Below are 23,851 nucleotides of genomic sequence, written 5' to 3'. Positions count from 1 at the left end.
TCTTCTGTCTCCATTGAGGAAGGGTACTCAAGGCCCATCGACTGCGGCAAGTGCGGCAGCTGGCTGATTGGGCACTCGATGGGCTCAGGCTCAGGATCTGTCGGCTGTATACCGAGTTCGGCAAATCCTCAGTACCTCTTGAGAAAACTACTTCTGCCCCCTTACTGCAGGCGATCTATAGCATCCGCTCCAAGCGGATGCTGATCGAGCAGCATAGTTACAACCTGCTGTTACGCTGATTCATCGACCTAAATCCTGACGATCCGGTGTGGCATCCGACCACATTCTCCAAAAACCGCGACCGGCTCCTGAACGACGAACTCAACGCCAAGTTTCTGGAACTGCCGCTGGCTGTTCCTGAGGTCAAGCCGTTGCTGAGCTCCGAGTATTTCTCTGTCGATGGCACCCTGCTGGGGACATGGGCCTCGCACAGCTCGCTGGAGCGGATCGACGGAGGCGATGATGATCCACCACCGCTCAGTGGCGGCAATGGCTTTGGCTGAGGTCCAGCCAAGGGGAAGAAGCTAGCCAAAGGCGATTTCCGAGGCCTGCTGCTCTCCAACCAGACCCACAGCTCCAGCAGTGATGGTGAGGTCCTGCTGTTCCACAGGTCCAATGGCAACGGGGCGTTCCTTAGCTACCTGGGGCACTGCCTCATGGAGAACCGCCATAGCCTGGTGGTGGCCAGTGAGGTGACCCCAGCCGACGGCTAAGGCGAGCGTTCGGCGGGGGTTCTGATGGCGCGCGCTTGGGCGGTGCTAACCAGAAGAAGCTTCGAGCCGGCAAGGGATACGACAACAGGGACTTTGTCGCTGATATGCGGATCTCAGGCATCACGCCGCATGTCTCCCAAAGCATCCAGGGGCGCCGCAACTCCGCCATCGACGGCCGCACCGGTCACCATGGGTCTACAGCCAGTCGCTCAATGCCAGGAAGCGGACGAACAGGTATTTGGCTGGATCAAACAGGCAGCCGGCTTGCGGCAGCTTATGACCAGAGGCCGATCTCGGGTGGGGACGCTGTTCCGGTTGCATGTGGTGGCCTGCAACCTGATCCGCTTGGCCAACCTGCTGAGTCCACGGGAGGTGATGGCATGAAACGGATGGTGAGGGGCTGTCGGGGTCGATTCAGTGCTCCGCGAGAGGGACAAATGCGGACAGCCATCACCCGATCAGCCAATCGAACTCGCCAAATGGCGCCGACCATCGACGGTGGGAGCGTGACCAGTGCAGCATTGCTCGGTTGCGATGTAATTTCAGCAGCCTCCTAGGTGGGTCGTTGCCCTCAGGAATGAATGAAGCTTGTTGGGCTCGTGTTTTCTCAAAGTCTTCATCTCGCCTGATCATCGTGCTGCCTGCCCTTCCTGTCCAAAGGGGGTGTCTGACCGGTACAAGCAGGTTTTCTTTGCCTCCCCCCACCCCGCCTGACCGCCAGACCGAGAGACGAGATGAGTGTGCACAGGATGTTCATGACCCTGAAGAGTGATGCAGATATGATGAGAAAAGCAAAAAGACTCTAGGGCTTCTCGGAACAACTCCCGTAGCTCCTGTTCATTCAAGCAGCAGAAACTCACATCGAGCTAAGTCCGGGATTCTTCTCACGATGGATCATGACTGGGCGTTCGCGGGCTGGGATTCCTGTATCCACGCCGATCAACGCGGTGTATCTTTGGCTTTCCCGAAGGGTTGACATCAGTTGTGTTTCGATTTCGCTAACTTGCTGCCATCATCCCATGTTCGTCCTTTGGTGGACCATGATCGGCGCATCAGCCGGAGTGTCTTTGGCATCAACATAGTCATCTCTGCTGCTTACTTGAGTTCGGAGTCTTATATCTGCATCAGCAGTCTGATGCGCTGGCGGCCGGACTTGCTTGGGCCCGGCATGCGTCACGCAATAGTGCCGGCATGCCTGAAAATGAGGGCAAATTGGTTCCTGGATTGATTGATTATGGCGAAGTCGCAGCTGGTGGTGTCGCAGCTGGTGGCTTAGTCTCCAAAGGGCTGATGTAGCGGCAGGGCTGGTTCAAAGCTTCAGTATTGGGTGCGTTGTGGCTGACGCCATGCCATCGCCAGCAAGGCCCTGATACCATGCATCATCGCCTGCAAGCCAGCTCGGATCGACTGAAATCAAGCCAGCCTTAGCAGGTTCAACGCAGTCCTGGGCAACGTGGTCATCGCACAAGCGCCATTGGACCGGTAGCGGTGGGCATCCTCATGGAGCTGGTTATCGCAGATCCAATGCCACCTTCAATGCTCCAACGGTCTCGCACCAATTGCAGAGCCAGCGAGAACCAGCTGAACCCAGAGCGCTTTACCACTCTCGCCCCGCCAGAGAGGAGGTGCCGCCCCCGGAGATGCGCGGGTCGCCCCGCGAACTGACCCCAGCCCACTGCTCCATGAGGGCTGGTTTGACTGGAATGGAGTCATTCAACGGAGGCAGTTATGCTCCAATCAAAGCCGCCGCTTCGCACTCCGGTGCGCCCGAAGACCAAGAAACCGCTTTCGCCCCATCTCGTGCGCCGCTATCTTTTAGCCCTCAGCTTTGCAGGCTGTCTCGCCATCGCAGTGCCCCCCCAGGTCCATTCCCAGTCGAACGTCCTGGACCCGGTAAGGCCTAAGAACTCCCCGTTGGCCAAGAGCATGTGCGACCAGTTCCGTAAGCTAAATGCCCAGGGCATCTCGGCAAAGTCACAGGCCTCGATCTCCAGCCTTGCCAGCAGCCAGGGCCTCAGTTACATCGATGCAGATGTGCGCACCACCTATGTCATCGCCATTCACTGCTCCACCGTCTTCTGAAGGGTGACCTGAGTGGACCGGGTCCTGGAAAGTTCACTCACCTTTCCCGATGGTGTGCGCCTGGTCGCTCGCCTCTGGAAGCCCCAGGGAGACGGCCCCTGGCCCGTCCTGCTGATGCGCCAGCCCTACGGGCGGGGGATCGCCTCCACCGTCACCTACGTCCACCCCAGCTGGTATGCCGGCCATGGCTTTCTGGTGGTGGTGCAGGACGTGCGGGGCCGCGGTGCCTCGGAGGGTGACTTCGGCGGCTTCGCCCAGGAGGCGGCCGACGGGGCCGCCACAATCCGCTGGGCCCGGAGCCTCGAAGGCAGCAACGGCCGGGTGGGCACCTACGGCTTCTCCTACCAGGGCCTGACCCAGCTGCTCAACGCCGGCGGCGAGGCCGGCGACGTCGACGCCCTGCCGGACTGCCTCGCCCCGGCCATGTGCGGCCTCGATGAGCGCCTCCACTGGGCCAGCGAGGGGGGAGCCCACTGGTGGGCCCTGGGCCTGGGCTGGGCCCTGCAGCTGGCGGCGGAGGGGTGCCGGCGCCGGGGCGACGGGGCCGGCTGGCGCGAGATCCGCCGCAGCCTCCAGCACGGCGACTACACCGAGGAGGGGCTGGCCCTGCTGGAACGCCACGATCCCCGTGGCATGGGCCTGGGCTGGCTGCGGCGCGACCCCGCCGGCCCTGAGAGCTGGACGGTGCACCCCGTGGCGCCGGCCCTGCTGCAGCGGCCCCTGCTGCTGATCGGCGGCTGGCATGATCCCCATCTCAGAGGCGTGCTCGACCTCTGGCAGCGGGCCCGCAACGCCGGGGGCGACCCCGAGCTGGTCATCGGCGCCTGGAGCCATCTCGACTGGCGCGGGGGGCTGGACCGCGAGCTGCTGGCCTTCTTTCGCCGCCATCTGCAGGATCCGCCACCCCGCCGGGTCCCGGCGGATCCCACCGCTCCCCAGGCCGCCGCACCGGCCCCGATCCGCCTGCAGTGCGCCGCCACAGCCACCTGGCACCGCCTGAGCCAGGCGGCGGCCGCCAGCCCCTCAACGGTGGCGGCCGCCGGCTGGTCGCTGCACTCCTGCGGCCTGGCGGCGATCCGCTGCGATGAGGGGGAGCTGCGGCCCCTGGCCGCGCCGGGAGCAAGGCCGGCGTCGGGTCCGGCGGCTGGCGGCACCGTGGTGGTCGTCCACGATCCCTGGCGGCCGGTGCCGGGCCGGGGTGGCCACCTGGGCCCCGATCCCGGACCGGTGGAACGCGCCGATCTCGACCGGCGCGGCGACGTGGCCTGCTTCAGCACCGCCCCGCTGGAGGAGGCCCTCTGGCTGCTGGGAACCTTCCGCCTGCAGCTGTGGGTGAGCGCCGACCAGCCCAGCTTCGATCTCTGCGCCGCCCTCTCGGAGGTGTCTGCGGACGGGGGCTCCGTGCGCCAGCTGAGCACCGGCCTGGCCCGCTTCGGGCCCCCGTCGGCCCCCGCCGACGCCCCCCGAACCCTGACCCTGCAGCCCCTGGCGACCCTGGTGGCCGCCGGCCAGCGGCTGCGGCTGTCCCTGGCGGCGGCGGCCTGGCCCCAGATCGCCGTCAACCCCGGCGACGGCAGCCTGCCGGCGGGGGGGAGCGGCAGCCGGCACCGGGTGATCAGCCTGACGCTGGAGCTGGCGGGCGCCCACCTGGGCCTGGAGCCCCTGATTCGGGCAAACTGAGCCGATCCGACGTCCGCCGCCCATGCCGCGCCCCCAATCGCGCCGAGCCCTGATCGGCCTGATGCTGCTGCTGGGCAGCCAGGCCCTGCTGGCACCGCGCGGGGCCTGGGCCCAGGCCACCCCGGCGCCGGCCGCCACCGGCCAGCCCAGTGCGGCCCTCAGCGAAGCCCAGGCGCGGGCGGCGGCCGAGCGGATCCTGGCCACGATCCGCAGCGGGGACGCCCAGGCCCGTTTCGAGCAGTTCTCCCCGGCCCTGCAGAGCGTCAGCAGCCCCAGCATGGTGGCCGCCACCATGAAGACCCAGCCGAAACTGCTGCGCTGGGCCATCCGCGGCATCCAGCCCGGCTTCGACTCGAGCACGGTGGAGGCCACCCTGTTCACCAGCGCCGGCGAGCGCGACCTGCTGATGGTGATCGACGGCCAGGGCCGGATTGACGGGTATCACTTCAACGTCACTGACCAGCCAGCCGAGCAGGTGGTGCGTGATTTCATCACCGCCCTCTCCAGTGGCCACTTCATCTCCGCCAGCAGCTTCCTGGCGCCGCAGATGCAGGAGCAGATTCCCCAGGCCCAGCTGCAGCAGAAATGGCTCAACCTGCAGCGCATCACCGGTAACTTCGTCCGGGTGAAACGCATCAACCGGGCCGAAAGTACGCCGGAGATGCGCCTGGTGATCGTCAACACCGAGTTCAACCGCCTCACCGACAACCTCTTCGTCACCCTGGATTCCGAGAACCGGATCATCGGCGTGGATTTCCCCACCGATCCGGCTCCTCCCTCCCCGCCGCGCTGAGTCAGCCCTCCCACCGACGTAAGCTCCCGGCGCATGCACGCCCCCTCTTCCATGGCCCTGCCCAGCCTCGAATGGATGGTTGAGGATGCCCGCCGGCTGGCGGAATGCCGCCACGACCATCCCTTCTCCGTGCTCGGGCCCCAGCCCCTTGAAGACGGTGGCTGGGCGGTGCGGGTCTGGATGCCGGACGCCCACACGGTGGAGCTGCTTCAGGGCGGTGAGCGGCTGGCCATGGCCAACCCACACCATCCCTGGATCTTCGAAGCCCGCCTTGAGGCCGATCCCGGCTGCGGCTACCGCGTGCAAGTGAGCCGCGGCGGCATCGAGCACGAGCAGCACGACCCCTGGGCGTTCCGGCACGAGTGGATGGGGGAGCTGGACCGCCACCTGTTCGCCGAAGGGAATCACCACCACATCTGGCGGCGCATGGGCGCCCATGTCATCGAGCGCGACGGCGTCGCCGGGGTGCAGTTCTGCCTGTGGGCCCCCAATGCCCGCAGCGTCGCCCTGCTGGGTGATTTCAACGGCTGGGACGGCCGCCATCACCCCATGCAGCAGCGTCTCGGGGGGATCTGGGAGCTGTTCATCCCCGGCCTGGGCGTCGGCCAGATCTACAAGTACGAGGTGCGGGCCCAGAACGGCCACTGCTATCAGAAGGCCGACCCCTACGGCTTCCGCCACGAGATCCGGCCGAACACCGGTTCGGTGGTGGCCGAACTGGGCCGCTACCCGTGGAACGACGGTGCCTGGATCGAGGAGCGGGACGGCCGCGATCCCCTGCCCCAGCCGATCGCGGTGTACGAGATGCACCTGGGCAGCTGGATGCATGCCGCCGCCGACCAGCCCTTCATCGAAGCCGACGGCCGCCCCCGGCCGCCGGTGCCCGCCGCCGATCTGAAGCCCGGCGCCCGGCTGATGACCTACCCGGAACTGGCCGACAAGGTCATTCCCTATGTCAAGGCCCGCGGCTTCACCCACATCGAGCTGATGCCGGTCTCCGAGCATCCGTTCGACGGCTCCTGGGGGTATCAGGTCACCGGCTGGTACGCCCCCACCAGCCGCTTCGGCAGCCCCGACGAGTTCCGGGCCTTCGTCGACCGCTGCCACGCCGAAGGCATCGGCGTGATCCTCGACTGGGTGCCCGGCCACTTCCCCAAGGACGGCCACGGCCTGGCCTTCTTCGATGGCGCCCACCTCTACGAGCATGCCGACCCCCGCATCGGTGAGCACAAGGAGTGGGGCACGCTGATCTTCAACTACAGCCGCAACGAGGTGCGCAACTTCCTCGTCGCCAACCTCATCTACTGGTTCGAGGAGTTCCACATCGACGGCATCCGTGTCGATGCCGTGGCCTCGATGCTCTACCGCGACTACCTGCGTCCGGATGGGGAATGGCTGCCCAACGAGCACGGCGGACGGGAGAATCTGGAGGCGGTGCGCTTCTTGCAGCAGGCCAACCACGTGCTGTTCCAGCACTTCCCCGGCGCCCTCTCGATCGCCGAGGAATCGACCACCTGGCCGATGGTGACCCAGCCCACCGACATGGGCGGCCTGGGCTTCAACCTCAAGTGGAACATGGGCTGGATGCACGACATGCTCGATTACTTCGAGCTGGATCCCTGGTTCCGCCAGTTCCACCAGAACCACGTCACCTTCTCGATCTGGTACGCCTTCACCGAGAACTTCATGCTGGCCCTGAGCCACGATGAAGTGGTGCACGGCAAGAGCAACCTGCTCCACAAGATGCCGGGCGACGACTGGCAGAAGTTCGCCAACGTGCGCGCCCTGCTGGCCTACATGTGGACGCACCCGGGCAAGAAGACGATCTTCATGGGGATGGAGTTCGGCCAGCGGGCCGAATGGAACGTCTGGGGTGATCTGCAGTGGGAGCTGCTCCAGTACGAGGCCCACAAGGGACTGCTCAACCTGGTGGACGACCTCAACGTCTTCTACAGATCGGAGCCGGCGCTGTGGGGCGACGACTTCGATCCGTACGGCTTCCAGTGGATCGACTGCAACGACAACCGCCACTCGGTGATCAGCTTCATGCGCCGCGACAGCGGCAGCGGCCGCTGGGTGGTGGTGGTGGCCAACTTCACGCCCCAGAGCCATTCCCACTATCGGGTGGGTGTGCCGCTGGAGGGCTTCTACGCCGAGGTCTTCAACACCGACAGCAGCCGCTACGGCGGCAGCAACCTCGGCAACCTGGGCGGTCGCTTCACCGATGCCTGGGCCATCCACGACTACGAGAACTCCCTGGAGCTCTGCCTGCCGCCTCTGGGCGTGGTGGTGTTCCGTCTCGACGAGTCCCGCAGCCTGCAGCGTCCGGCCATCGGCGAGGGCTGAGCGCTCCGGGGCCGCCCATGCCACGACTGGTGACAGGAGCGGCCGGAGGCCGGGGGTGCTCGGTTAGGTTTCGCCGTTGACCTTCCGACCGGCCCCATGAGCGAATCCGCCCCCCTGCTGCTGCGCGCCGCCCGAGGTGAGCAGGTGGAGCGGCCTCCGGTCTGGATGATGCGCCAGGCGGGCCGCTACATGAAGGTCTACCGCGACCTGCGCGACCGCCACCCCGGTTTCCGCGAGCGCTCCGAGAACCCCGATCTCTCCTACGAGATCTCGATGCAGCCCTTCCACGCCTTCCGTCCCGACGGCGTGATCCTCTTCTCCGACATCCTCACGCCCCTGCCGGGCATGGGCATCGACTTCGACATCATCGAGAGCCGGGGGCCGATCATCAAGCCCGCCATCCGCAGCCAGACCCAGGTGGACGCCCTGCGGCCCCTGGATCCGGCCGAAGCCCTGCCCTTCGTGGGCGAGGTGCTGGGGCGGCTGCGGGCCGATGTGGGCAACGCGGCGGCGGTGCTCGGCTTCGTCGGCGCCCCCTGGACCCTGGCCGCCTATGCGGTGGAGGGCAAGAGCTCCAAGACCTATTCGGTGATCAAGGCGATGGCCTTCCAGGAGCCCGCCCTGCTGCACCGGCTGCTGGGGCACCTGGCCGATTCGATCGCCACCTACGTGCGTTACCAGATCGACAGCGGTGCCCAGGTGGTGCAGCTGTTCGACTCCTGGGCGGGGCAGCTGAGCCCGATCGACTACGACGTCTTCGCCGCCCCCTACCAGAAGCGGGTCATCGACCAGGTGAAGGCCACCCACCCCGACACCCCCCTGATCCTCTACATCTCCGGCAGCGCCGGCGTGCTGGAGCGCATGGCCACCACCGGGGTGGACTTCATCTCCCTCGACTGGACCGTGGACATGGCCGATGGCTGCGCCCGCCTGCCCCAGCACCTGGGCGTGCAGGGCAACGTGGATCCCGGCCTGCTGTTCGGCACCCCCGAGGCCATCCGTGAGCGGATCCTCGACACGGTGCGCAAGGCCCGCGGCCGCCGCCACATCCTCAATCTGGGCCACGGCATCCTGCCCGGCACCCCTGAGGACAACGCCCGCGTCTTCTTCGAGACCGGCAAGGCCGTCAACGAGCTGCTGGGAGCCGCTGTTTGAGCGCCCCCACCTCCGGGCCCCAGCGGATCCTGATCACCGGCGCCAGCGGCTGCGTCGGCCAGTACATCGCTGAAAACCTGCTGGCCAACAGCGACGCCCACCTGCTGCTGCTGCTGCGGGATCCCGCCAAGCTCAGCGCCGTCCCCGCCGACCATCCGCGCATCACCCTGCTGGTGGGCGATCTGCGGGAGCTGGGCCCCCACGCCGCCGCCATCGCCAGCGCCGACCGGATCATCCACACCGCCACGGCCTGGGGAGATCCCGAGCGGGCCCAGGCGGTGAACGTGGTGGCCGTGAAGGAGCTGCTGCGGCTCACCGACCCGGATCGCCTGCAGCAGGTGATCTACTTCTCCACCGCGAGCATTCTCGATCGCCGGCTGCAGCTGCTCCCCGAAGCGATGGCCTACGGCACCGAGTACATCCAGACCAAGGCCACCTGCCTGCAGGACCTGGAGCGCCATCCCCTGGCCGACCGCATCGTGGCCGTGTTCCCCACCCTGGTGTTCGGTGGCACCGTGGGCGGCGGCGACCCCCACCCCACCAGCTACCTCACCGCCGGGCTGAAGGAGGCCCTGGGCTGGCTGTGGCTGGCCCGCTGGCTGCGCACCGACGCCAGCTTCCACTTCATCCACGCCGCCGACATCGCCACCGTCTGCGCCCACCTGGCCACCACCCCCCACGGCCCCAATCCCGAGCCTGACCAGGGTCCGGTGCGGCGGCTGGTGCTGGGCCAGGCGCCGATCACGATCAACGGCGCCGTGGCTTCCCTGTGCCGCTGGCGGCGGGTGTGGGTACCGCCGGTGGGGATCGATCTGCGCGGCTGGCTGATCGAGGGGCTGATCAAGCTGCTGCGCATCGAGGTGAATGCCTGGGACCGTTTCTCGATCCGGCAGCGCCACTTCGTGCACCAGCCCGTCAGTCCACCCGAACGCTTCGGGCTGGTGAGCTTCGCCCCGAGCCTCGACGCGGTGCTGGAGACGGCGGGGGTGCCGCACCGGGGCCGGATCGGGGAGAAGCGCCGGCCCTGAGCCGGCCCTGCCCGCGCGGCCCGGACCGGCCGGCCCTCAATTGTTGCGAATGTGTCAGAGGCCCCCACCGGGGGGCGGCCATTGCCTAATTTGTGCCGGTTGCAAGTGCCTTCAGGCACCTTCCGTTGCACCCTCCCATGCGTCGTCTTCTTTCCCTCTTCGCTCTCTGCCTGGCGCTGGTGCTGGGTGCCGCCCCGAGCTTCGCGGCCGATGCGGCCCACGGCGGCCAGATCTTCTCCGCCAACTGCGCCGCCTGCCACATGGGCGGCGGCAACGTGGTCAATGCCGAGCGCACCCTCAAGGCCGATGCCCTGGCCTCCTACCTGGCCAACTACGACGCCGGCCACGAGGCCGCCATCGCCTACCAAGTGACTAACGGCAAGAACGCCATGCCCGCCTTCGGCGGCAAGCTCAGCGAGGGTGACATCGCTGACGTGGCTGCTTACGTCGAGGACATGGCCTCCAAGGGCTGGGCCTGATCCCTTCGGATTCGTCCCACCCAGCGACGGCCTCTTGAGCCGTCCTGAGCCCCGGCCCTGCCGGGGCTTTTTCATGGCTCAGGTGAGGGCACGGCGAGCGGCCAGCACCGCCAGGTAGAGCTCCTCAGGAACGTCGCGGATGTCGTACTCGCTCGGCAGCATCCCGTGGACATGGCGGTGCACCACCCGCCAGCAGTCCCGCTCCGGCTCCGCCGCCCCTCCCAGGTCGAGGGACGCTCTGGCCAGGTCGGCCACCAGGGCCTGGTCGTCGGCGGGAGAGGGCATCGGAGTCGGGCGGGCTGCAGAGGCGAGAATGGGGCGCAGCCGAGCTCCCATCATGGCGATCCCCACCTCTGCCGGGCTGCGGCCGGGCGTGCTCGGGGGCCTGCTGTCGGCAGGGATGCCCCTGGCCCTGATGGCCGCCATCGTGGTGCCCTTCGCCGCGCCGACCCTGGCCCAGGGGCAGACCCCCAACCAGCCCCTGGCCATCGAGGCCAGGCCCGGTCTGTCGCCTCCCCCCTGCCGGCTGGTGGTGCCCAGAAGCGAGGCGTTGCTCCAGCCGCTGCGGATCCATCCGTCCCAGGTGGCCCAGAAGAACGGCTTGGGCTGTCTCTCGGCGGCAGACGCGCTCTACGGCCCGGACGGCTGCCCCACCCAGCTCTGTGGTCAGCAGCGCGGCTTCCAGGTGCCCATGCCCGACCTGGGGGGGCCCTGAGCGCCTGAGCCCCCGGCGGGACGGTTCGCCCCACCCGTCGTTACGGCCTGCCCACCTCCAGGGAGGAGGGCCGAACGCCGTGGTTCGGTCCTCCCACTCGGCCGATCCCGGCGGCATTCATACGTTGGCTTCAGCCACCGTCCGCAGGGAGAACCCATCCATGCATCCCACCGCCGAACTGTTCACCGAAAAGGCCTGGGGCGCCGTGGTCGCCTCCCAGCAGCTGGCCCAGCAGCGGCGCCAGCAGCAGATGGACAGCGAGCACCTCTTCGCCGCCCTGCTGGCCCAGCAGGACCTGGCCAGCCGGATCCTGGAGAAGGCCGGTGTGGATCTAGGGGCGCTGAGCCAGAAGCTGGAGGCCTTCATCGCTGCCCAGCCCAGCCTGGCCACCGCCCCCGACAACGTCTACCTGGGCAAGGGGCTCAATGCGGTGCTGGACCGGGCGGAGGCCCTGAAGAAGGAGTTCGAGGACAGCTACATCGCCGTGGAGCACCTGGTGCTGGCCCTGGCCGGCGATGACCGCTGCGGCCGCCAGCTGCTGTCCCAGTCGGGCGCCGACGAGCGCAAGCTGCGCGAGGCTGTGATGGCCGTGCGGGGCAGCCAACGCGTGACCGACCAGAACCCGGAGGGCACCTATGAATCCCTCGAGAAGTACGGCCGCGATCTCACCGCCGCCGCCCGCGAGGGCAAGCTCGATCCGGTGATCGGCCGCGACGAGGAGATCCGCCGCACCGTGCAGATCCTCTCGCGCCGCACCAAGAACAACCCGGTGCTGATCGGCGAACCCGGCGTCGGCAAGACGGCGATCGTCGAGGGGCTGGCCCAGCGGATCGTCAACGGTGACGTGCCCACGGCCCTGCAGAACCGCCAGCTGATCGCCCTCGACATGGGCGCCCTGATCGCCGGCGCCAAGTACCGCGGCGAGTTCGAGGAGCGCCTCAAGGCCGTGCTCAAGGAGGTCACCTCCAGCGAGGGGCAGATCGTCCTGTTCATCGACGAGATCCACACCGTGGTGGGGGCCGGCGCCACCGGCGGGGCCATGGATGCCAGCAACCTGCTCAAACCGATGCTGGCCCGCGGTGAGCTGCGCTGCATCGGCGCCACCACCCTCGATGAGCACCGCCAGCACATCGAGAAGGACCCGGCCCTGGAGCGCCGCTTCCAGCAGGTGTTCGTCGACCAGCCGACGGTGGAGGACACGATCTCGATCCTGCGGGGCCTGAAGGAGCGCTACGAGGTGCACCACGGCGTCCGCATCGCCGACAACGCCCTGGTGGCAGCGGCCGTGCTGAGCAGCCGCTACATCGCCGATCGCTTCCTGCCCGACAAGGCCATCGACCTGATGGACGAATCGGCGGCCCGCCTGAAGATGGAGATCACCTCCAAGCCGGAGGAGATCGACGAGCTCGATCGCCGCATCCTGCAGCTGGAGATGGAGAAGCTCTCCCTGGGGCGCGAGTCGGACCCCGCCAGCCGCGACCGGCTCGAGAAGCTGGAGAAGGAGCTGGCCGACCTGGCCGAGCAGCAGAGCAGCCTCAACGCCCAGTGGCAGAAAGAGAAGGGCTCGATCGACGAACTCTCCGCCATCAAGGAGGAGATCGAGCAGGTGCAGCTGCAGGTGGAGCAGGCCAAGCGCAACTACGACCTCAACAAGGCCGCCGAGCTGGAATACGGCACCCTGGCGGAGCTCAACAAGAAGCTGGCCGCCAAGGAGGCCGAGCTGAGCGCCCACGCCGGCGAGAAGAACCTGCTGCGCGAGGAGGTCACCGAGGACGACATCGCCGAGGTGATCGCCAAGTGGACGGGGATTCCGGTCAGCAAGCTGGTGCAGTCGGAGATGGAGAAACTGCTGCATCTCGAGGATGAGCTGCACACCCGGGTGATCGGCCAGGAGCAGGCCGTGACGGCGGTGGCCGATGCGATCCAGCGGTCGCGGGCCGGCCTGTCCGACCCCAACCGCCCGATCGCCAGCTTCCTGTTCCTCGGCCCCACCGGCGTGGGCAAGACCGAGCTCTCCAAGGCGCTGGCGTCCCAGCTGTTCGACAGCGAGGAGGCGATGGTGCGCATCGACATGAGCGAATACATGGAGAAGCACGCCGTCAGCCGGCTGATCGGAGCCCCTCCCGGCTACGTGGGCTACGAGGAGGGCGGCCAGCTCACCGAAGCGGTGCGGCGCCGTCCCTACGCCGTGATCCTGTTCGATGAGGTGGAGAAGGCCCACCCCGATGTGTTCAACGTGATGCTGCAGATCCTCGATGACGGCCGCGTCACCGATGGCCAGGGCCGCACGGTGGATTTCACCAACACGGTGCTGATCCTCACCAGCAACATCGGCAGCGCCTCGATCCTCGATCTGGCCGGCGATCCTGCCCGTCACGGCGAGATGGAGAAGCGGGTGAACGAGGCCCTGCGGGGCCACTTCCGCCCCGAGTTCCTCAACCGGCTGGATGAGTCGATCATCTTCCACAGCCTCAAGGCCGAGGAACTGCGCCAGATCGTTGAGCTGCAGGTGCAGCGCCTGGCCCGGCGGCTCGAGGAGCGAAAGCTGGCCCTGCAGGTGGATGGCGAGGCCCTCGACTGGCTGGCCGCCGTCGGCTACGACCCGGTGTATGGTGCTCGGCCCCTGAAGCGGGCGATCCAGCGGGAACTGGAAACGCCGATCGCCAAGGCGATCCTGGCGGGCACCTTCCCCGCCGGCAGCACCATCGCGGTGGATGTGGAGCTGGAGCGGCTGCGCTTCCGCCAGGCCGAACCGGCCGAGAACCAGGCGGTGGCGCCGGCAATGGTGGGATGAGCACGCGTTGATGGGCGCAAGGCCACCTGGATGATGGGGAAACGGCTGAAGCGGCTGGTGGCCCGGCTGCGCCTCTACTGGCTGGCGGCGCGGCTATACGAAACCTGGCAACTGCTGGCCCGGCCCCACAACCGCGGCGCCCTGGTGGCGATCTGGCACCAGGGGCGCCTGCTGCTGGTGCAGGCCAGCTACCGCCACGGCCTGGGGCTGCCTGGAGGGGGGCTGGAGCGACGGGAAAAGGCGCGGCAGGCGGCGGTGCGGGAGCTGGCCGAAGAGCTGGGGTTGCGGGTGTCGCCAGAGGAGCTGGTGGATCCCTGGCAGATCACCGAAACCTCAGCACGGGGCCAGAACACCGTGACGATCTTCGCCATGCGCATGGCGGAGGAGCCGGCGATCCGCCTCGACGGCCTGGAGCTCGTGGCCAGCCAGTGGCTGACGCGGGAGGAGGCGCTGACGCGACCCCTCGTCAGCCATGTGCGGGAATATCTGATTCAGACCGGCTGAGCTCATCCCGCGCATGCCTGCCTTCAACACCTCACGCTCCCAGCGGCAGGTAGAGGCTGTTTGGGGTGTCGACGTAGGGCCGAAATCCGTAACGCAGGTAGAAACTCCTGGCGTTGTCTCCCAGGGCATCGACGATCAGGGCGTAGCCACCGACCGAACGGCGAGCTTGCAAGCAACGCTCGACGGCAAGGCCTACGAGAAGGGCACCGATGCCTTCTCCATGCCAACGCAGGTCACGAGCGAGGCGACCCATCCGAAAGCAAGGGATGGGATAGGGAGGGAGGGGACGGGCATCAGCAGGCTGGAGGTTGGAGAGGCCGACCTGTGCTGGAGCCAGAGAGTAGTAACCGGCGATCGTGCTGGGTTGGGCGGCCGGCACCAGCACCCAGGTCTGGCTGATACCTCGGCGCATGTTCTGGTGGGCGTTTCGCTGCAAAAAGGTATCCAACATCGGTTCACCGCAGGCAAAGGCTGAGCGGTTGTGACGTTTGGGATCGAGCAGCTGCTCGTCAAACACGCTGGACGCGGGCTCCGACCTGGGTCAAGGCATGAGAGAGCGACTCGTTGGGACGGAACGGCTCGGCGAGCGCCGCGTGGAACGCTTCGTAATCGCGACTGGAGAGGGACAGGACCCGATTGAGCTGGATCGCTTCAGCGGCGCGCTGCTTGGCGGCACAGCGAACGAATGCAGCAACCGAGATGCCTTCGATGGCGGCTGCCTGCTGAAGGAGCTGCTTGTCGGTGCTGGAAAGCTTGAGATCGAGGCGATCGGTGGTGGTCATCACACCCGGCAATACTGTGGCAATGGTACGGCAGAAAGCAGTACCTCAGGGGGCCACAGGCCGTTCACATCCTGCCCTGCAGGCCATGAAGAACCGTCGCGGCGGTTTCACGCAAAGCCAGGCGGTTTCTCTGGAGGAGCGGCAGGACGGGGACGGCGGGGATGGGGGTGACGGGCAGCTGCTGGCGCTGGAAGGCGTGGCTGGCGCGGGGACGTTGCCAGGGGTCGGTGATCAGCAGGATCGCTGGGCGGCTGGCGGCGCTGTGGTGCTCACGGATCCAGGTGCTGGTGAGGCTGGTGTTCTCCCAGGTGGTGCGGGCGCAGCTGTCGCCGGCGATGCGCCCGGGCGGGACCCCCAGATCAAGAAGCCGCTGGGCGGTGGCCGGCGCAACTCCAGACACGTAGATCTCCTGGATGCGGCCCTGACGCAGCATCTGGGCGGCCAAGGCGGTGGAGGCCGCAGCGATCTCGGGGCTGCGGCCGACGAGCACGGCCAGGGCCGGGCCGGGGGCAGGCGGGCTGCCTGAGCAGCAAGCTGGCGGCCCGCCACCTCCCGGGCCTCGGCCAAGGCAGTCGCCTCCAGCCGGCGCTGGCGCCAGAAGCTGCGCTGGGAGGGGCTCACCAGCATGGGATGAGCCTAATCACCCCAATCAGCCCGCCCACACCTCGGGAATCAGCAGCCAGCCGAGTTGCGCGCCATTGGCGCGGTAGCGGTCCATCTTCTGTCGCAGGGCCGTCAGCCCGCGGGGGTCTTCGTCCAACGGGCTGGCGAGTTCCACCACCAGATCGGGGCAGAGGGGGGCGAAACCGCGGCGTTGCTCGGCCGTGAGGGCCGTCCAGCGCTCCAGGTGCAGCAGGGAGGCGTCGGGGCTCAGCACCGAGCCATCAGGCAGGCGAAACCCCGTGGAGCTGTCGAACAGCTTGAACGCCAGTCCGCTGGAGCGCAGCGCCAGGGCCAGAAGCCTGTTCAGGGCAGCGTTGCGGGCGCCGGTTTCGCTGCCGGTGGGCGTCAGGGCGATCAACTGACCATCGGCGGCGAGTTCGAGCACAGCCTCAGGGTTCGCCTGGCACACCCTCTCGAACTGCTCAGGGTGAGGTGCAGATCCCAGGGCAAGGCCAACGGCTCCAGAGTCGGAGCGGATGGACGGTGGGGAGGTGCCGGGGTCATGCAGCGAGCGGCGGAGCTCCTTGTGCCAACCCTAAGAGCCATCGGATGTTCGCCTCGGTGGCGATCCGATCGAGGTGGCGGAAACCCATGGGGGCGGCCTCAGCTCACCAACGCATCAATGCGTTGCGCCAGGGCGAGGTCGAGGTCCGACAGCCCGCCGGTGTCGTGGGTGGTGAGGTTGATCGTCACCCGGTTCCAGACGTTGCACCACTCCGGGTGGTGACCCAGCGCCTCGGCCGCCAGGGCCACCCGGGCCATGAAGCCGAAGGCGGCAGAAAAATCGGCGAAGCGCAGTTCGCGGTGCAGCTTGCCCTGCCGCACCGTCCACTGCGGCAGGTCTGTGGGCAAAGCAGCGATCTGGGCCGGGGTCAGGGGCTTGGCAGCCATGGCAGGAAGGAGCAGAGGATCAGGGTCATTCGCCGAGCAGATGCAGGCTGAAGCGGCGCCGGTGCGGCCGGGCCCTGTGCTCCCACACATACACAGCCTGCCAGGTACCGAGTAAGAGCCGGCCCGATTGGAACGGCAGCACCAGGCTGGTGCAGGTGAGCGCGGTGCGGATGTGGGCGGGCATGTCGTCGGGGCCTTCGTCGTCGTGCACCCAGGCGCGCCGCTCGCCCTGGCCGCTGATCGGCCGCACCCCCTCGGGGGGCACCAAAGCCCGCAGAAAGGCCGCCAGATCCACCAGCACCCTGGGGTCGGCATTTTCGTTGATCGTCAACGAACACGAGGTGTGCTGGCTGGCGATGGTGGCGCTGCCCAGCTGCAGTCCGCTGGCGGCGATCAGGCCATTGATGGCCGCGGTGATGTCATCGAAGCCCTCGCCCTTGGTGGTGATCTCCAGCTGGCGGAGGGTCTGGCGCAGCATGAGCGATGGTCAGCCGGGGACGGCCACCTGGAGGGCGGATCGCTGCTCGTCGATGGTGGTCAGGCGGCAGGCCTGGGGATCCCAGAGGATGTAGCTGAAGCACCCCGGGATATCGGCCAGCGACAGCCGCCGCACGTTGCTCAGCAGGTGGGCGTTGCGCTCATGGCAGGCCCGCAGCCGGTAGTTGGGGATCTTCGAAGAGAGATGGTGGATGGCGTGGCAGCCGATGTCGGCCGAGAACCAGTTGAAGATCGGCGGCAGCTCCAGATCACTGGTGCCCTCCAGCACTCCGGTCATCTCGCTCCAGCCAGCAGTGGCATGGGCGTACGAACCGGGGAAGTTGTGCTGCACAAAGAAGATGCAGATGAAGATCGCCGCCGCACAGGCCATCACCGGGGCATAGATCGACCAGAACACACCGGCACCGAGCCAGTGGGCCATCAGCCACCAGGAGCCGATCACGGCGATGTTGTTGGCCACCAGATGGCGGAATTCCTCGTTGGTGTACCAGTGGTTGGAGCGATAGCTGGCCAGGATCGTTCCGAAGCCCATCGGCTCCGGGCTGCGCAGGCAGGCCACCAGGTGGGGGAAGAAGCCCGCCAGCCCCAGCAGCAGGGCCAGGCGGGGCTTGATCACCAGGTAGAAGAAGCCACCGGGGAACAGCATCGCCGGGTGGCGCAGCACGCCATAGAACCTCTGTTGGCCGGGGCTGAGGGCCGCAAAGGCGCTGGTGGTGACCAGGGCCGACGGTCCCTGGTACTTCTCCCAGTCGCCGTTGTGGCGGTGGTGGTAGGCATGCCCCCGCGACCAGGGGTACTGGGGAATGGCACTGAGCACCCCGAGCAGGAAGCCGAACACCTGGTTGGCCCGCCGGCTGCGGAACAGGGAGTCGTGGCCGCAGTCGTGCATCAGCGAAAAGATGCGCGCCAGCAGCAGCACCATCACCACCATCGTGGGAATCAGCAGCAGCGGCGCCTGCTTGAGGCTCCAGTCGGCGACCCACCAGAGGGCCGCGTAGGGGATCACGGTGTTGGCGATCTGCCAGCCGCCGCGCAGATTTGAGCTGTCCATGAAAGACTTCAGCTCGAAATCGCTCCGTTTCGGCTGTCGAACCACGGCGGGATCAGACTGGGCGGCTGGCGAGGTTCCCGACGGCAATGCAAACCTTTGTTGATATCGCGCGATCCTAGGCAGGGATTCTGCGCGGCGACAGCCGTGCTGGCGAAGGGAATCTGAATAGGATCTGCAGCGCACATGCTGCGCCCAAGGTGAGCGACCTGATCGTCGTGGGCAGTGGGCTGGGCGGCCTTTGCGCCGGTGCCATCGCCGCCCGCCATGGGCTGGAGGTGCTCGTTCTCGAGGCCCACACCACCCCTGGCGGCGCCGCCCATGGCTTTCGCCGCGGCCCCTTTCAGTTCGAGTCCGGTCCTTCGCTGTGGAGCGGCCTTGGCCGCTGGCCCAGCACCAACCCCCTGGCCCAGGTGCTGCGGGCGGTGGGGGAAACCCTGCCCGTGGCCACCTACCGCGACTGGGGCCTGCTGCTGCCCGAGGGAGCGCTGCGGGTCGGGGTGGGGCAGGGGCCGTTCCTGGCCCTGCTCCGCGAGCTGCGCGGCCCGGCGGTGGCCGAGGAATGGGAGCGCTTCCTCACGGCCCTCAAACCCAGCTGCGACGCGGCCCGCTCCCTGCCCCTGCTGGCCCTGCGGCCCGGGGCGGGGCTGGCCACCACCCTCGGCGGCGGCAACGCCCTGCGCCTCCTGGGCCAGGCGGGGCGGCTGGCCAGCCTCGGGGGGGCCTTCGGGCCGATCGCCCGCCGCCACCTCAGCGATCCCTTCCTGCTCCAGTGGGTCGAGCTGCTCTGCTTCCTGATCTCGGGCCTACCCATGGACCAGACCAGCGCCGCCGCCATGGCGACCCTGTTCGGCGAATGGTTCGAGCCCGATGCCTGCCTCGACTACCCCATCGGCGGCAGTGGCGCGGTGGCGGCGGCGCTGGTGCGCGGGATCGAGCGCCACGGCGGCCGGCTGCGCACCAAAGCGCCGGTGGCCGACATCCTGGTGGAACGGGGGCGGGCCGTCGGCGTTCGGCTCGAGAACGGCGAGCGCCTCGAGGCGCGGCGGGGGGTGATCGCCAACACCAGCCCCTGGGATCTGCTCTCCCTGCTGCCTGATGGGGCGGTGCCCTCCCGCTGGCGGCGGCGCCAGGCGGCCACGCCGGCCTGCGCCAGCTTCCTGCACTGGCACCTGGCCCTGCGCGGCGACGACCTTGATCAGCTGCCGATCCACCACGTCTGGGTGGGCGACTGGCAACGGGGCATCGGCGCCGAACGCAACATGGTGGTGCTCTCGATGCCCTCCCGGCTCGACCCGGCCTGCGCCCCGCCCGACCACCAGGTGCTGCACGGCTACACCCCGGCCAACGAACCCTGGGAGCTGTGGCAGGGGCTGGAGCGGGGCAGCGCCGCCTACGACGCCCTCAAAAAGGAACGCTGCGCCGTCTTCGGGCAGGTGCTCTCCCAGGTGCTGCCCGACTGGCAGGAGCGGGTGGTGATCGAACTGCAGGGCACCCCCTCACCCACCGCCACTACCTGCGCACGCACCAGGGCAGTTACGGCCCGGCCTGGCCGGCCAGCGGCGGCCCCTTCCCCGGCGGCTCCACCCCGATCGAAGGCCTGGTGCTCTGCGGCGCCGGCGTGTTCCCGGGCATCGGCGTGCCGCCGGTGGCCGTGAGCGGCGCCATGGCGGCCCACCGCTTCGTGTCGGCCCGGCAGCAACGGCAGCTGCTGGAGGAGATCGGCCTGATGGACCTTTAGGGCGCCAGTGCTCAGAAGCGCCGCAACGCCTGGCTGCCCAGCTGCACCTCCCGCAGCAGCAGCAGCACCGCCGTCATCAGCGAACCCATCGCCAGCACGAACAGCAGGGCCACCAGGGGGGTCAGGTCGATCGTGGCCAGGGTGCTCAGGAACAGCACCATCACCACCGTGGCCACCAGCAGGAAGCTGGTGGTGGCCGAAGCGAAGGCTGCCGAGGCCAGCGTCATGCGGCGGCGGTGCATCTGCAGTTCCCCCTGCAGCTCCCGCGAGCGGGCCACGCTGGCAGCCGGATCCCCCGCCTTGAGCACCCGGGCCCGGTCGATGATGCGCGACAGGCGGGTGGTGATCACCCCCAGCAGGCCACTGATGCCCGCCAGCAGGAACACCGGCGTGACCGCCAGCCGGATCGTTTCGGCCAGCCCCGACGCGCCCTGGGGCACCACCAGCAGGATCAGTGGCAAGGATCCGTGGCAGGGGGGACGAATTTAGGCCGGCGGCCCCTGCCAGCCTGCTGCTGCCTTTGCCCGCCTCGCCCGCCATGACCACGATCACCTGCCGCTATGAAGGAGCTCAGCGCTGCGCGGCGGAGCACGCCGCCTCCGGCTCGCGGCTGATCACCGATGCCCCCGTCGACAACCAGGGCAAGGGCGAAGCCTTCTCCCCCACCGACCTGGTGGGCACGGCCCTGGCCACCTGTCTGCTGACGGTGATGGGCATCGTGGCCGAACGCCAGGGCATCCCCTTGGAGGGGGCCTCGGTGCGGCTGGAGAAGGGCATGAGCAGCAGCAGCGAGCGCCGCATCGCCCTGCTGGAGGCCTGGATCGACCTGCCGGCCGGCCTCGGGGCCGAGCAGCGTGAGCTGCTGATCCGCGCCGGCGAGAGCTGCCCGGTGAAGGTCAGCCTGGAAGGCTGCGTGCCGATGCGGCTGCACTGGAACCCGGCGGCGGCGGACTGAGGGTGACCCCCACCTCCAGCTGCTCGAGCGGGGCCTCGGGATCCACCGGCACCAGCAACACCATGGTGCTGGCGGCGGGCCGGGTGCCGGGCTGCTCCTGGAGGATCTCCAGCGCCACCATCGTCTTGCGCCACTGCAGGATCTTGCCCTCGAGCAGCGCCACGAAGTCGTCAGGGCTCCAGCGGGCCCCCTCCCCCCGGCAGGGGTAGCACTCCAGCACGTCGAGGATCTCCATCTCCCGCAGCGGCGCCGCCTCGGCCGGATCCCACACCAGCAGATAGTTGCCATCGAGGGCGTTGGCCTCCAGCAGGCTCGCCTCACTGGCCAGCAGGGTGTCGAGGGCCATCTCGTCGTCGTCCCGCTCGATCGCGGTGAGCAGGGCCTCCAGCACCAGCTGGGTGTCGTCGTCGAGCTGGTCGCAATGGACCGTGAGCAGGCCCGTCACCGCCAGTTCGATCTCCCCGAGCGGCAGCACCATCGTCAGGGCCCGCAAAATCGCGCTGAGTACGTCGCCGGCTTCGCCGTTGCTGGGCTGGTCGTCGAGCACCAGATCGGGATCGGCCATGAAGCGTTCGATGGCCGCAAGCACCAGGTCCTGCTCCGGAGAAGGGGGATGCATCGATCCGGCCGCAGACGTGACGTAGCTCCACCATGGCGCCGCCAGCGGCAGGCCGCAGCGTGCGTGGGGTCCCCCCATCACCAGAGCAGGCGGCAGGGAAAGGTGGCCAAGGCGGGGTCGATGCTCACCAGTTGCAAACCCTCCAGCTCCGCCTGGGCCGCCAGCAGCCGATCGAACGGATCGCGATGGGCCTGGGGGTAAGCGCCAGCGCGAACGCCGTGATGCAACTGCACGGCGAGGGGCTGGAAGCCCTGCTGCTGCAGAAGGGAAGGCAGATTCAGTAGCAGTCCTTCAGCGCCAGGAAGTTGGCCCAGCCTGGCTTTGGTGGCGATCTCCCAGCCCGATGCGGCGCTGACGAAGATGGCCGCCGCCGGATCGCCAATGGCCTTCTGGGCGATCCCGGAGAGCTTCTCCGGTTCCACCAACCACCAGAGCAGGGCATGGGCATCCAGCAGGAGGGACGCGGCCATCAACGGGGAAGCGCTGCATCGAGGGCGTCGAGCTCCTCGGGGGGCAGGGGTGCCAGGAGCACGTCCGTGGCAGGAAGCTCCAGTCGCCCACGCAGCACCCCGGGCTGGCGGCGAGGCTGATCGGGCTCCAGCGGCACCAGCCGCGCCCAGGGCTTGCCATCCTTCGCCACCAGGATGGTTTCGCCGGCATGGGCGGCGTCGATCAGCCGCGAGAACTGGATCTTGGCCTCATGAACGTTGACGGTTCGCATGGCGGACGCTGCCCATCGAGGGCCGGCAGGGATTGAGGTTGGTCCGGATGTGGGCCCAGCTCAACGAGCCGATGGCGCCATGCTGGCCCCACCAGCTCGACCGATCCCATGCCCGCAGCGGCTCCAGCCCTTGACCAGCTCCAGCACCACCTGCACACCACCCGCCTGCTGGGCTCGATCAGCAGCACCCTCTATTACGACCAGAACACGGTGATGCCCGCCGCCGGCGCCACCTGGCGCGGCGAGCAGCTGGCCCTGCTGGCGGCCCAGCTGCACGAGCGCCAGAGCAGTGCGGCCTACGCCGATCTGGTGGCCGCCGCTGAAGCCGAGCTCACGGCCGATGCCCCCCCAGAGCGGCGCCGCAACCTGCAGCTGCTGCGGCTGGATCTGAACCGCCAGCGCTGCCTCGATCCGGCCCTGGTCACCGCCCTGGCACGGGCCCAGTCCCACGGCAACGCCGTCTGGCAGGAGGCCCGGGCGGCCAACGCCTTCGCCACCTTCGCGCCGGCCCTGCGGGAGCTGATCCGGCTGCGCCGCGAGCAGGCCAGCCAGCTGGCCGACGCCGAACCGGTGGTTCGCAGCCCCTGGGAAATCCTGGCCCAGCCGTTCGAGCCCGATAGCAGCAAGGCCCGGCTCCAGGAGCTGTTCGCTCCCCTGGCGGCGGAACTGCCCGGCCTGCTGGAGCAGGTGGGGGCCGCCCCCGCCGCCAGCCAGTCCCAGGCGTTCGACCTGCCCGACGCCCTGCAGGAGAGCCTCTGCAGCGAGCTGCTCGATGGCTGGGGCTACGACGCCAGCCGCTGCCAGCGCTCCCGATCCGCCCACCCCTTCTCCTGCACCGTTGGCCCCCAGGACTTCCGGATCACCACCCGGGTGGTGGGGGGCCAGCCGTTCTCAGCCTTCCTGGCCACCGCCCATGAATGGGGCCACTCTCTCTATGAGCAGGGCCTGCCCCGCAGCGACGACCACTACTTCCCCTGGCCCCTGGGGGAGGCCACCTCGATGGGGGTGCACGAATCCCAGTCCCTGTTCTGGGAGTGCCGGGTGGCCCGCAGCCGGGCCTTCGCCGAGCGCTGGCATCCCCGCTTCCAGCGGGGCCTGGGGTCCGACCCCTGGGGCGGCGCCTTCGGTTTCTGGCGGGCCCTCAATCCCCTGCGGCCGGGCCTGATCCGGGTGGAGGCCGATGAGCTGAGCTACAGCCTCCACATCGTCCTGCGCTTCGAACTGGAGCTGGCCCTGCTGGAGCAGGGGATGCCGGTGGAGGAGCTGCCCGCGGCCTGGAACCGGCGGATGAAGGAGCTGCTGGGGCTGCAGCCGGCCACGGACGCCGAGGGCTGCCTCCAGGACATCCACTGGGCCGAGGGGCTGTTCGGCTACTTCCCCTCCTACGCCCTCGGCCACCTGATCAGCGCCCAGATCGCGGAGGCCCTCGAGCAGGAGATCGGCCCCATCGAGGCTCTGGTGGCGGCGGGGGAGACGGCCGCCCTGCAGGACTGGCTCGCCAGCAACATCTGGCTCCATGGCCGCTCGGTGAACGCCGAGGAACTGGTCGAGCGGGTCACGGGCCGGCCCCTGGGTGCCCGGCCCTTCCTCACCTACCTGCGCGCCAAGGTTGGCCAGCTGACCGGGGCGGGCTGAGCCGGCCTT

At 68.3% G+C, this 23,851-nt stretch carries 24 protein-coding genes and 2 pseudogenes; 14 read left to right on the top strand and 12 right to left on the bottom strand.

Features of this window, described 5'->3' with window-relative positions; genetic code table 11:
- Positions 1–12 precede the first annotated feature (12 nt).
- The 8 genes and pseudogenes from CYAGR_RS00575 (at position 13) to CYAGR_RS00540 (ending at position 10,276) form a co-directional block, all read left to right on the top strand.
- Positions 13–1,097: pseudogene (locus CYAGR_RS00575) on the top strand (IS5 family transposase).
- A gap of 1,377 nt (positions 1,098–2,474) precedes the next feature.
- On the top strand, positions 2,475–2,795 hold the full coding sequence (locus CYAGR_RS00570; protein ID WP_156818324.1) for a hypothetical protein: 321 nt from the start codon (positions 2,475–2,477) through the stop codon (positions 2,793–2,795).
- A 54-nt stretch (positions 2,796–2,849) separates the two neighbouring features.
- On the top strand, positions 2,850–4,475 hold the full coding sequence (locus tag CYAGR_RS00565) for a CocE/NonD family hydrolase (protein WP_245552560.1): 1,626 nt from the start codon (positions 2,850–2,852) through the stop codon (positions 4,473–4,475).
- 22 nt (positions 4,476–4,497) lie between these two features.
- Positions 4,498–5,268, top strand: coding sequence for a DUF3887 domain-containing protein (locus CYAGR_RS00560; protein WP_015107793.1), 771 nt, complete (start codon positions 4,498–4,500; stop codon positions 5,266–5,268).
- Positions 5,269–5,319: 51 nt separating this feature from the next.
- Positions 5,320–7,614: a 1,4-alpha-glucan branching protein GlgB gene (glgB, locus tag CYAGR_RS00555; protein WP_015107792.1), complete on the top strand. Its 2,295-nt coding sequence runs from the start codon at positions 5,320–5,322 to the stop codon at positions 7,612–7,614.
- Between the two features lie 96 nt (positions 7,615–7,710).
- On the top strand, positions 7,711–8,769 hold the full coding sequence (gene hemE / locus CYAGR_RS00550) for a uroporphyrinogen decarboxylase (protein WP_015107791.1): 1,059 nt from the start codon (positions 7,711–7,713) through the stop codon (positions 8,767–8,769).
- The gene (locus CYAGR_RS00545) at positions 8,766–9,797 is read left to right on the top strand and encodes an NAD-dependent epimerase/dehydratase family protein (protein WP_015107790.1); all 1,032 of its coding nucleotides are present in this window, start codon (positions 8,766–8,768) and stop codon (positions 9,795–9,797) included. The genes hemE and CYAGR_RS00545 overlap by 4 nt, the downstream gene beginning before the upstream one ends.
- 137 nt (positions 9,798–9,934) lie before the next feature.
- Positions 9,935–10,276, top strand: a complete 342-nt coding sequence (locus CYAGR_RS00540) for a c-type cytochrome (RefSeq protein WP_015107789.1) — start codon at positions 9,935–9,937, stop codon at positions 10,274–10,276.
- A 78-nt stretch (positions 10,277–10,354) separates the two neighbouring features.
- Here the strand turns inward: CYAGR_RS00540 and CYAGR_RS00535 are convergent, their stop codons facing one another.
- Positions 10,355–10,561, bottom strand: a complete 207-nt coding sequence (locus CYAGR_RS00535) for a hypothetical protein (protein WP_015107788.1) — start codon at positions 10,559–10,561, stop codon at positions 10,355–10,357.
- A gap of 52 nt (positions 10,562–10,613) precedes the next feature.
- On the opposite strand from CYAGR_RS00535, the gene CYAGR_RS17945 reads away from it, so the two are divergent.
- The 3 genes from CYAGR_RS17945 (at position 10,614) to CYAGR_RS00520 (ending at position 14,289) form a co-directional block, all read left to right on the top strand.
- Positions 10,614–10,991: a hypothetical protein gene (locus CYAGR_RS17945; protein WP_015107787.1), complete on the top strand. Its 378-nt coding sequence runs from the start codon at positions 10,614–10,616 to the stop codon at positions 10,989–10,991.
- A gap of 160 nt (positions 10,992–11,151) precedes the next feature.
- Positions 11,152–13,785, top strand: coding sequence for an ATP-dependent chaperone ClpB (gene clpB / locus CYAGR_RS00525; protein ID WP_015107786.1), 2,634 nt, complete (start codon positions 11,152–11,154; stop codon positions 13,783–13,785).
- A gap of 33 nt (positions 13,786–13,818) precedes the next feature.
- The gene (locus CYAGR_RS00520; protein WP_172637135.1) at positions 13,819–14,289 is read left to right on the top strand and encodes an NUDIX hydrolase; all 471 of its coding nucleotides are present in this window, start codon (positions 13,819–13,821) and stop codon (positions 14,287–14,289) included.
- 31 nt (positions 14,290–14,320) lie between these two features.
- Here the strand turns inward: CYAGR_RS00520 and CYAGR_RS17940 are convergent, their stop codons facing one another.
- From CYAGR_RS17940 to CYAGR_RS00485, 7 genes are all read right to left on the bottom strand, one after another.
- Positions 14,321–14,806 carry a GNAT family protein gene (locus CYAGR_RS17940; RefSeq protein WP_015107784.1) on the bottom strand — a complete coding sequence of 162 codons (486 nt, stop codon included), beginning with the start codon at positions 14,804–14,806 and terminating at the stop codon, positions 14,321–14,323.
- Positions 14,799–15,071: a type II toxin-antitoxin system TacA family antitoxin gene (locus CYAGR_RS00510; RefSeq protein ID WP_015107783.1), complete on the bottom strand. Its 273-nt coding sequence runs from the start codon at positions 15,069–15,071 to the stop codon at positions 14,799–14,801. The genes CYAGR_RS17940 and CYAGR_RS00510 overlap by 8 nt, the downstream gene beginning before the upstream one ends.
- Positions 15,072–15,135: 64 nt before the next feature.
- The gene (locus CYAGR_RS00505) at positions 15,136–15,561 is read right to left on the bottom strand and encodes a YdcF family protein (RefSeq protein ID WP_015107782.1); all 426 of its coding nucleotides are present in this window, start codon (positions 15,559–15,561) and stop codon (positions 15,136–15,138) included.
- A 159-nt stretch (positions 15,562–15,720) separates the two neighbouring features.
- Positions 15,721–16,119 carry a Uma2 family endonuclease gene (locus CYAGR_RS00500; protein WP_342662068.1) on the bottom strand — a complete coding sequence of 133 codons (399 nt, stop codon included), beginning with the start codon at positions 16,117–16,119 and terminating at the stop codon, positions 15,721–15,723.
- Between the two features lie 218 nt (positions 16,120–16,337).
- Positions 16,338–16,625: a 4a-hydroxytetrahydrobiopterin dehydratase gene (locus CYAGR_RS00495; RefSeq protein WP_015107781.1), complete on the bottom strand. Its 288-nt coding sequence runs from the start codon at positions 16,623–16,625 to the stop codon at positions 16,338–16,340.
- Between the two features lie 25 nt (positions 16,626–16,650).
- Positions 16,651–17,103 carry a secondary thiamine-phosphate synthase enzyme YjbQ gene (locus tag CYAGR_RS00490; protein ID WP_015107780.1) on the bottom strand — a complete coding sequence of 151 codons (453 nt, stop codon included), beginning with the start codon at positions 17,101–17,103 and terminating at the stop codon, positions 16,651–16,653.
- A 9-nt stretch (positions 17,104–17,112) separates the two neighbouring features.
- Positions 17,113–18,174, bottom strand: a complete 1,062-nt coding sequence (locus CYAGR_RS00485) for a fatty acid desaturase (RefSeq protein ID WP_051017167.1) — start codon at positions 18,172–18,174, stop codon at positions 17,113–17,115.
- A 197-nt stretch (positions 18,175–18,371) separates the two neighbouring features.
- Between CYAGR_RS00485 and CYAGR_RS00480 the strand changes: the two are divergent.
- Positions 18,372–19,912 (top strand): annotated as a pseudogene (locus CYAGR_RS00480) (phytoene desaturase family protein).
- 11 nt (positions 19,913–19,923) lie between these two features.
- On the opposite strand, the gene CYAGR_RS19345 reads toward CYAGR_RS00480, so the two are convergent.
- Positions 19,924–20,373 carry a DUF2721 domain-containing protein gene (locus CYAGR_RS19345; RefSeq protein ID WP_015107777.1) on the bottom strand — a complete coding sequence of 150 codons (450 nt, stop codon included), beginning with the start codon at positions 20,371–20,373 and terminating at the stop codon, positions 19,924–19,926.
- 77 nt (positions 20,374–20,450) lie between these two features.
- On the opposite strand from CYAGR_RS19345, the gene CYAGR_RS00470 reads away from it, so the two are divergent.
- Positions 20,451–20,867 (top strand): OsmC family protein, encoded by a 417-nt coding sequence (locus tag CYAGR_RS00470; protein WP_015107776.1) that lies wholly within the window; start codon positions 20,451–20,453, stop codon positions 20,865–20,867.
- Here the strand turns inward: CYAGR_RS00470 and CYAGR_RS00465 are convergent.
- The 3 genes from CYAGR_RS00465 to CYAGR_RS00455 all read right to left on the bottom strand — a co-directional run bounded on the left by CYAGR_RS00465 (position 20,809) and on the right by CYAGR_RS00455 (position 22,207).
- The gene (locus CYAGR_RS00465; RefSeq protein ID WP_015107775.1) at positions 20,809–21,486 is read right to left on the bottom strand and encodes a hypothetical protein; all 678 of its coding nucleotides are present in this window, start codon (positions 21,484–21,486) and stop codon (positions 20,809–20,811) included. The two genes, CYAGR_RS00470 and CYAGR_RS00465, sit on opposite strands and share 59 nt — an antisense overlap.
- A gap of 77 nt (positions 21,487–21,563) precedes the next feature.
- Positions 21,564–21,956, bottom strand: a complete 393-nt coding sequence (locus CYAGR_RS00460) for a type II toxin-antitoxin system VapC family toxin (protein WP_015107774.1) — start codon at positions 21,954–21,956, stop codon at positions 21,564–21,566.
- On the bottom strand, positions 21,956–22,207 hold the full coding sequence (locus CYAGR_RS00455) for a type II toxin-antitoxin system Phd/YefM family antitoxin (RefSeq protein WP_015107773.1): 252 nt from the start codon (positions 22,205–22,207) through the stop codon (positions 21,956–21,958). Before CYAGR_RS00455 ends, CYAGR_RS00460 begins: the two co-directional genes overlap by 1 nt.
- A gap of 108 nt (positions 22,208–22,315) precedes the next feature.
- Here CYAGR_RS00455 and CYAGR_RS00450 point away from each other — a divergent pair, with 108 nt between their 5' ends.
- Positions 22,316–23,842: a carboxypeptidase M32 gene (locus CYAGR_RS00450; RefSeq protein ID WP_015107772.1), complete on the top strand. Its 1,527-nt coding sequence runs from the start codon at positions 22,316–22,318 to the stop codon at positions 23,840–23,842.
- Positions 23,843–23,851 lie beyond the last annotated feature (9 nt).

This window comes from Cyanobium gracile PCC 6307 (assembly GCF_000316515.1).
Lineage (GTDB): Bacteria > Cyanobacteriota > Cyanobacteriia > PCC-6307 > Cyanobiaceae > Cyanobium > Cyanobium gracile.
This window is presented reverse-complemented; position numbering and strand designations above follow the sequence as displayed.

Coding starts and splice junctions, on each gene's coding strand:
- CYAGR_RS00485 (WP_051017167.1), bottom strand. CDS start 18,174: ATGGACAGCTCAAATCTGCGCGGCGGCTGGCAGATCGCCAACACCGTG.
- glgB (WP_015107792.1), top strand. CDS start 5,320: ATGGCCCTGCCCAGCCTCGAATGGATGGTTGAGGATGCCCGCCGGCTG.
- hemE (WP_015107791.1), top strand. CDS start 7,711: ATGAGCGAATCCGCCCCCCTGCTGCTGCGCGCCGCCCGAGGTGAGCAG.
- clpB (WP_015107786.1), top strand. CDS start 11,152: ATGCATCCCACCGCCGAACTGTTCACCGAAAAGGCCTGGGGCGCCGTG.
- CYAGR_RS00520 (WP_172637135.1), top strand. CDS start 13,819: ATGGGGAAACGGCTGAAGCGGCTGGTGGCCCGGCTGCGCCTCTACTGG.
- CYAGR_RS17945 (WP_015107787.1), top strand. CDS start 10,614: ATGGCGATCCCCACCTCTGCCGGGCTGCGGCCGGGCGTGCTCGGGGGC.
- CYAGR_RS00495 (WP_015107781.1), bottom strand. CDS start 16,625: ATGGCTGCCAAGCCCCTGACCCCGGCCCAGATCGCTGCTTTGCCCACA.
- CYAGR_RS00465 (WP_015107775.1), bottom strand. CDS start 21,486: ATGCATCCCCCTTCTCCGGAGCAGGACCTGGTGCTTGCGGCCATCGAA.
- CYAGR_RS00455 (WP_015107773.1), bottom strand. CDS start 22,207: ATGCGAACCGTCAACGTTCATGAGGCCAAGATCCAGTTCTCGCGGCTG.
- CYAGR_RS00470 (WP_015107776.1), top strand. CDS start 20,451: ATGACCACGATCACCTGCCGCTATGAAGGAGCTCAGCGCTGCGCGGCG.
- CYAGR_RS00535 (WP_015107788.1), bottom strand. CDS start 10,561: ATGCCCTCTCCCGCCGACGACCAGGCCCTGGTGGCCGACCTGGCCAGA.
- CYAGR_RS00450 (WP_015107772.1), top strand. CDS start 22,316: ATGCCCGCAGCGGCTCCAGCCCTTGACCAGCTCCAGCACCACCTGCAC.
- CYAGR_RS00540 (WP_015107789.1), top strand. CDS start 9,935: ATGCGTCGTCTTCTTTCCCTCTTCGCTCTCTGCCTGGCGCTGGTGCTG.
- CYAGR_RS00460 (WP_015107774.1), bottom strand. CDS start 21,956: ATGGCCGCGTCCCTCCTGCTGGATGCCCATGCCCTGCTCTGGTGGTTG.
- CYAGR_RS00560 (WP_015107793.1), top strand. CDS start 4,498: ATGCCGCGCCCCCAATCGCGCCGAGCCCTGATCGGCCTGATGCTGCTG.
- CYAGR_RS00510 (WP_015107783.1), bottom strand. CDS start 15,071: ATGACCACCACCGATCGCCTCGATCTCAAGCTTTCCAGCACCGACAAG.
- CYAGR_RS00490 (WP_015107780.1), bottom strand. CDS start 17,103: ATGCTGCGCCAGACCCTCCGCCAGCTGGAGATCACCACCAAGGGCGAG.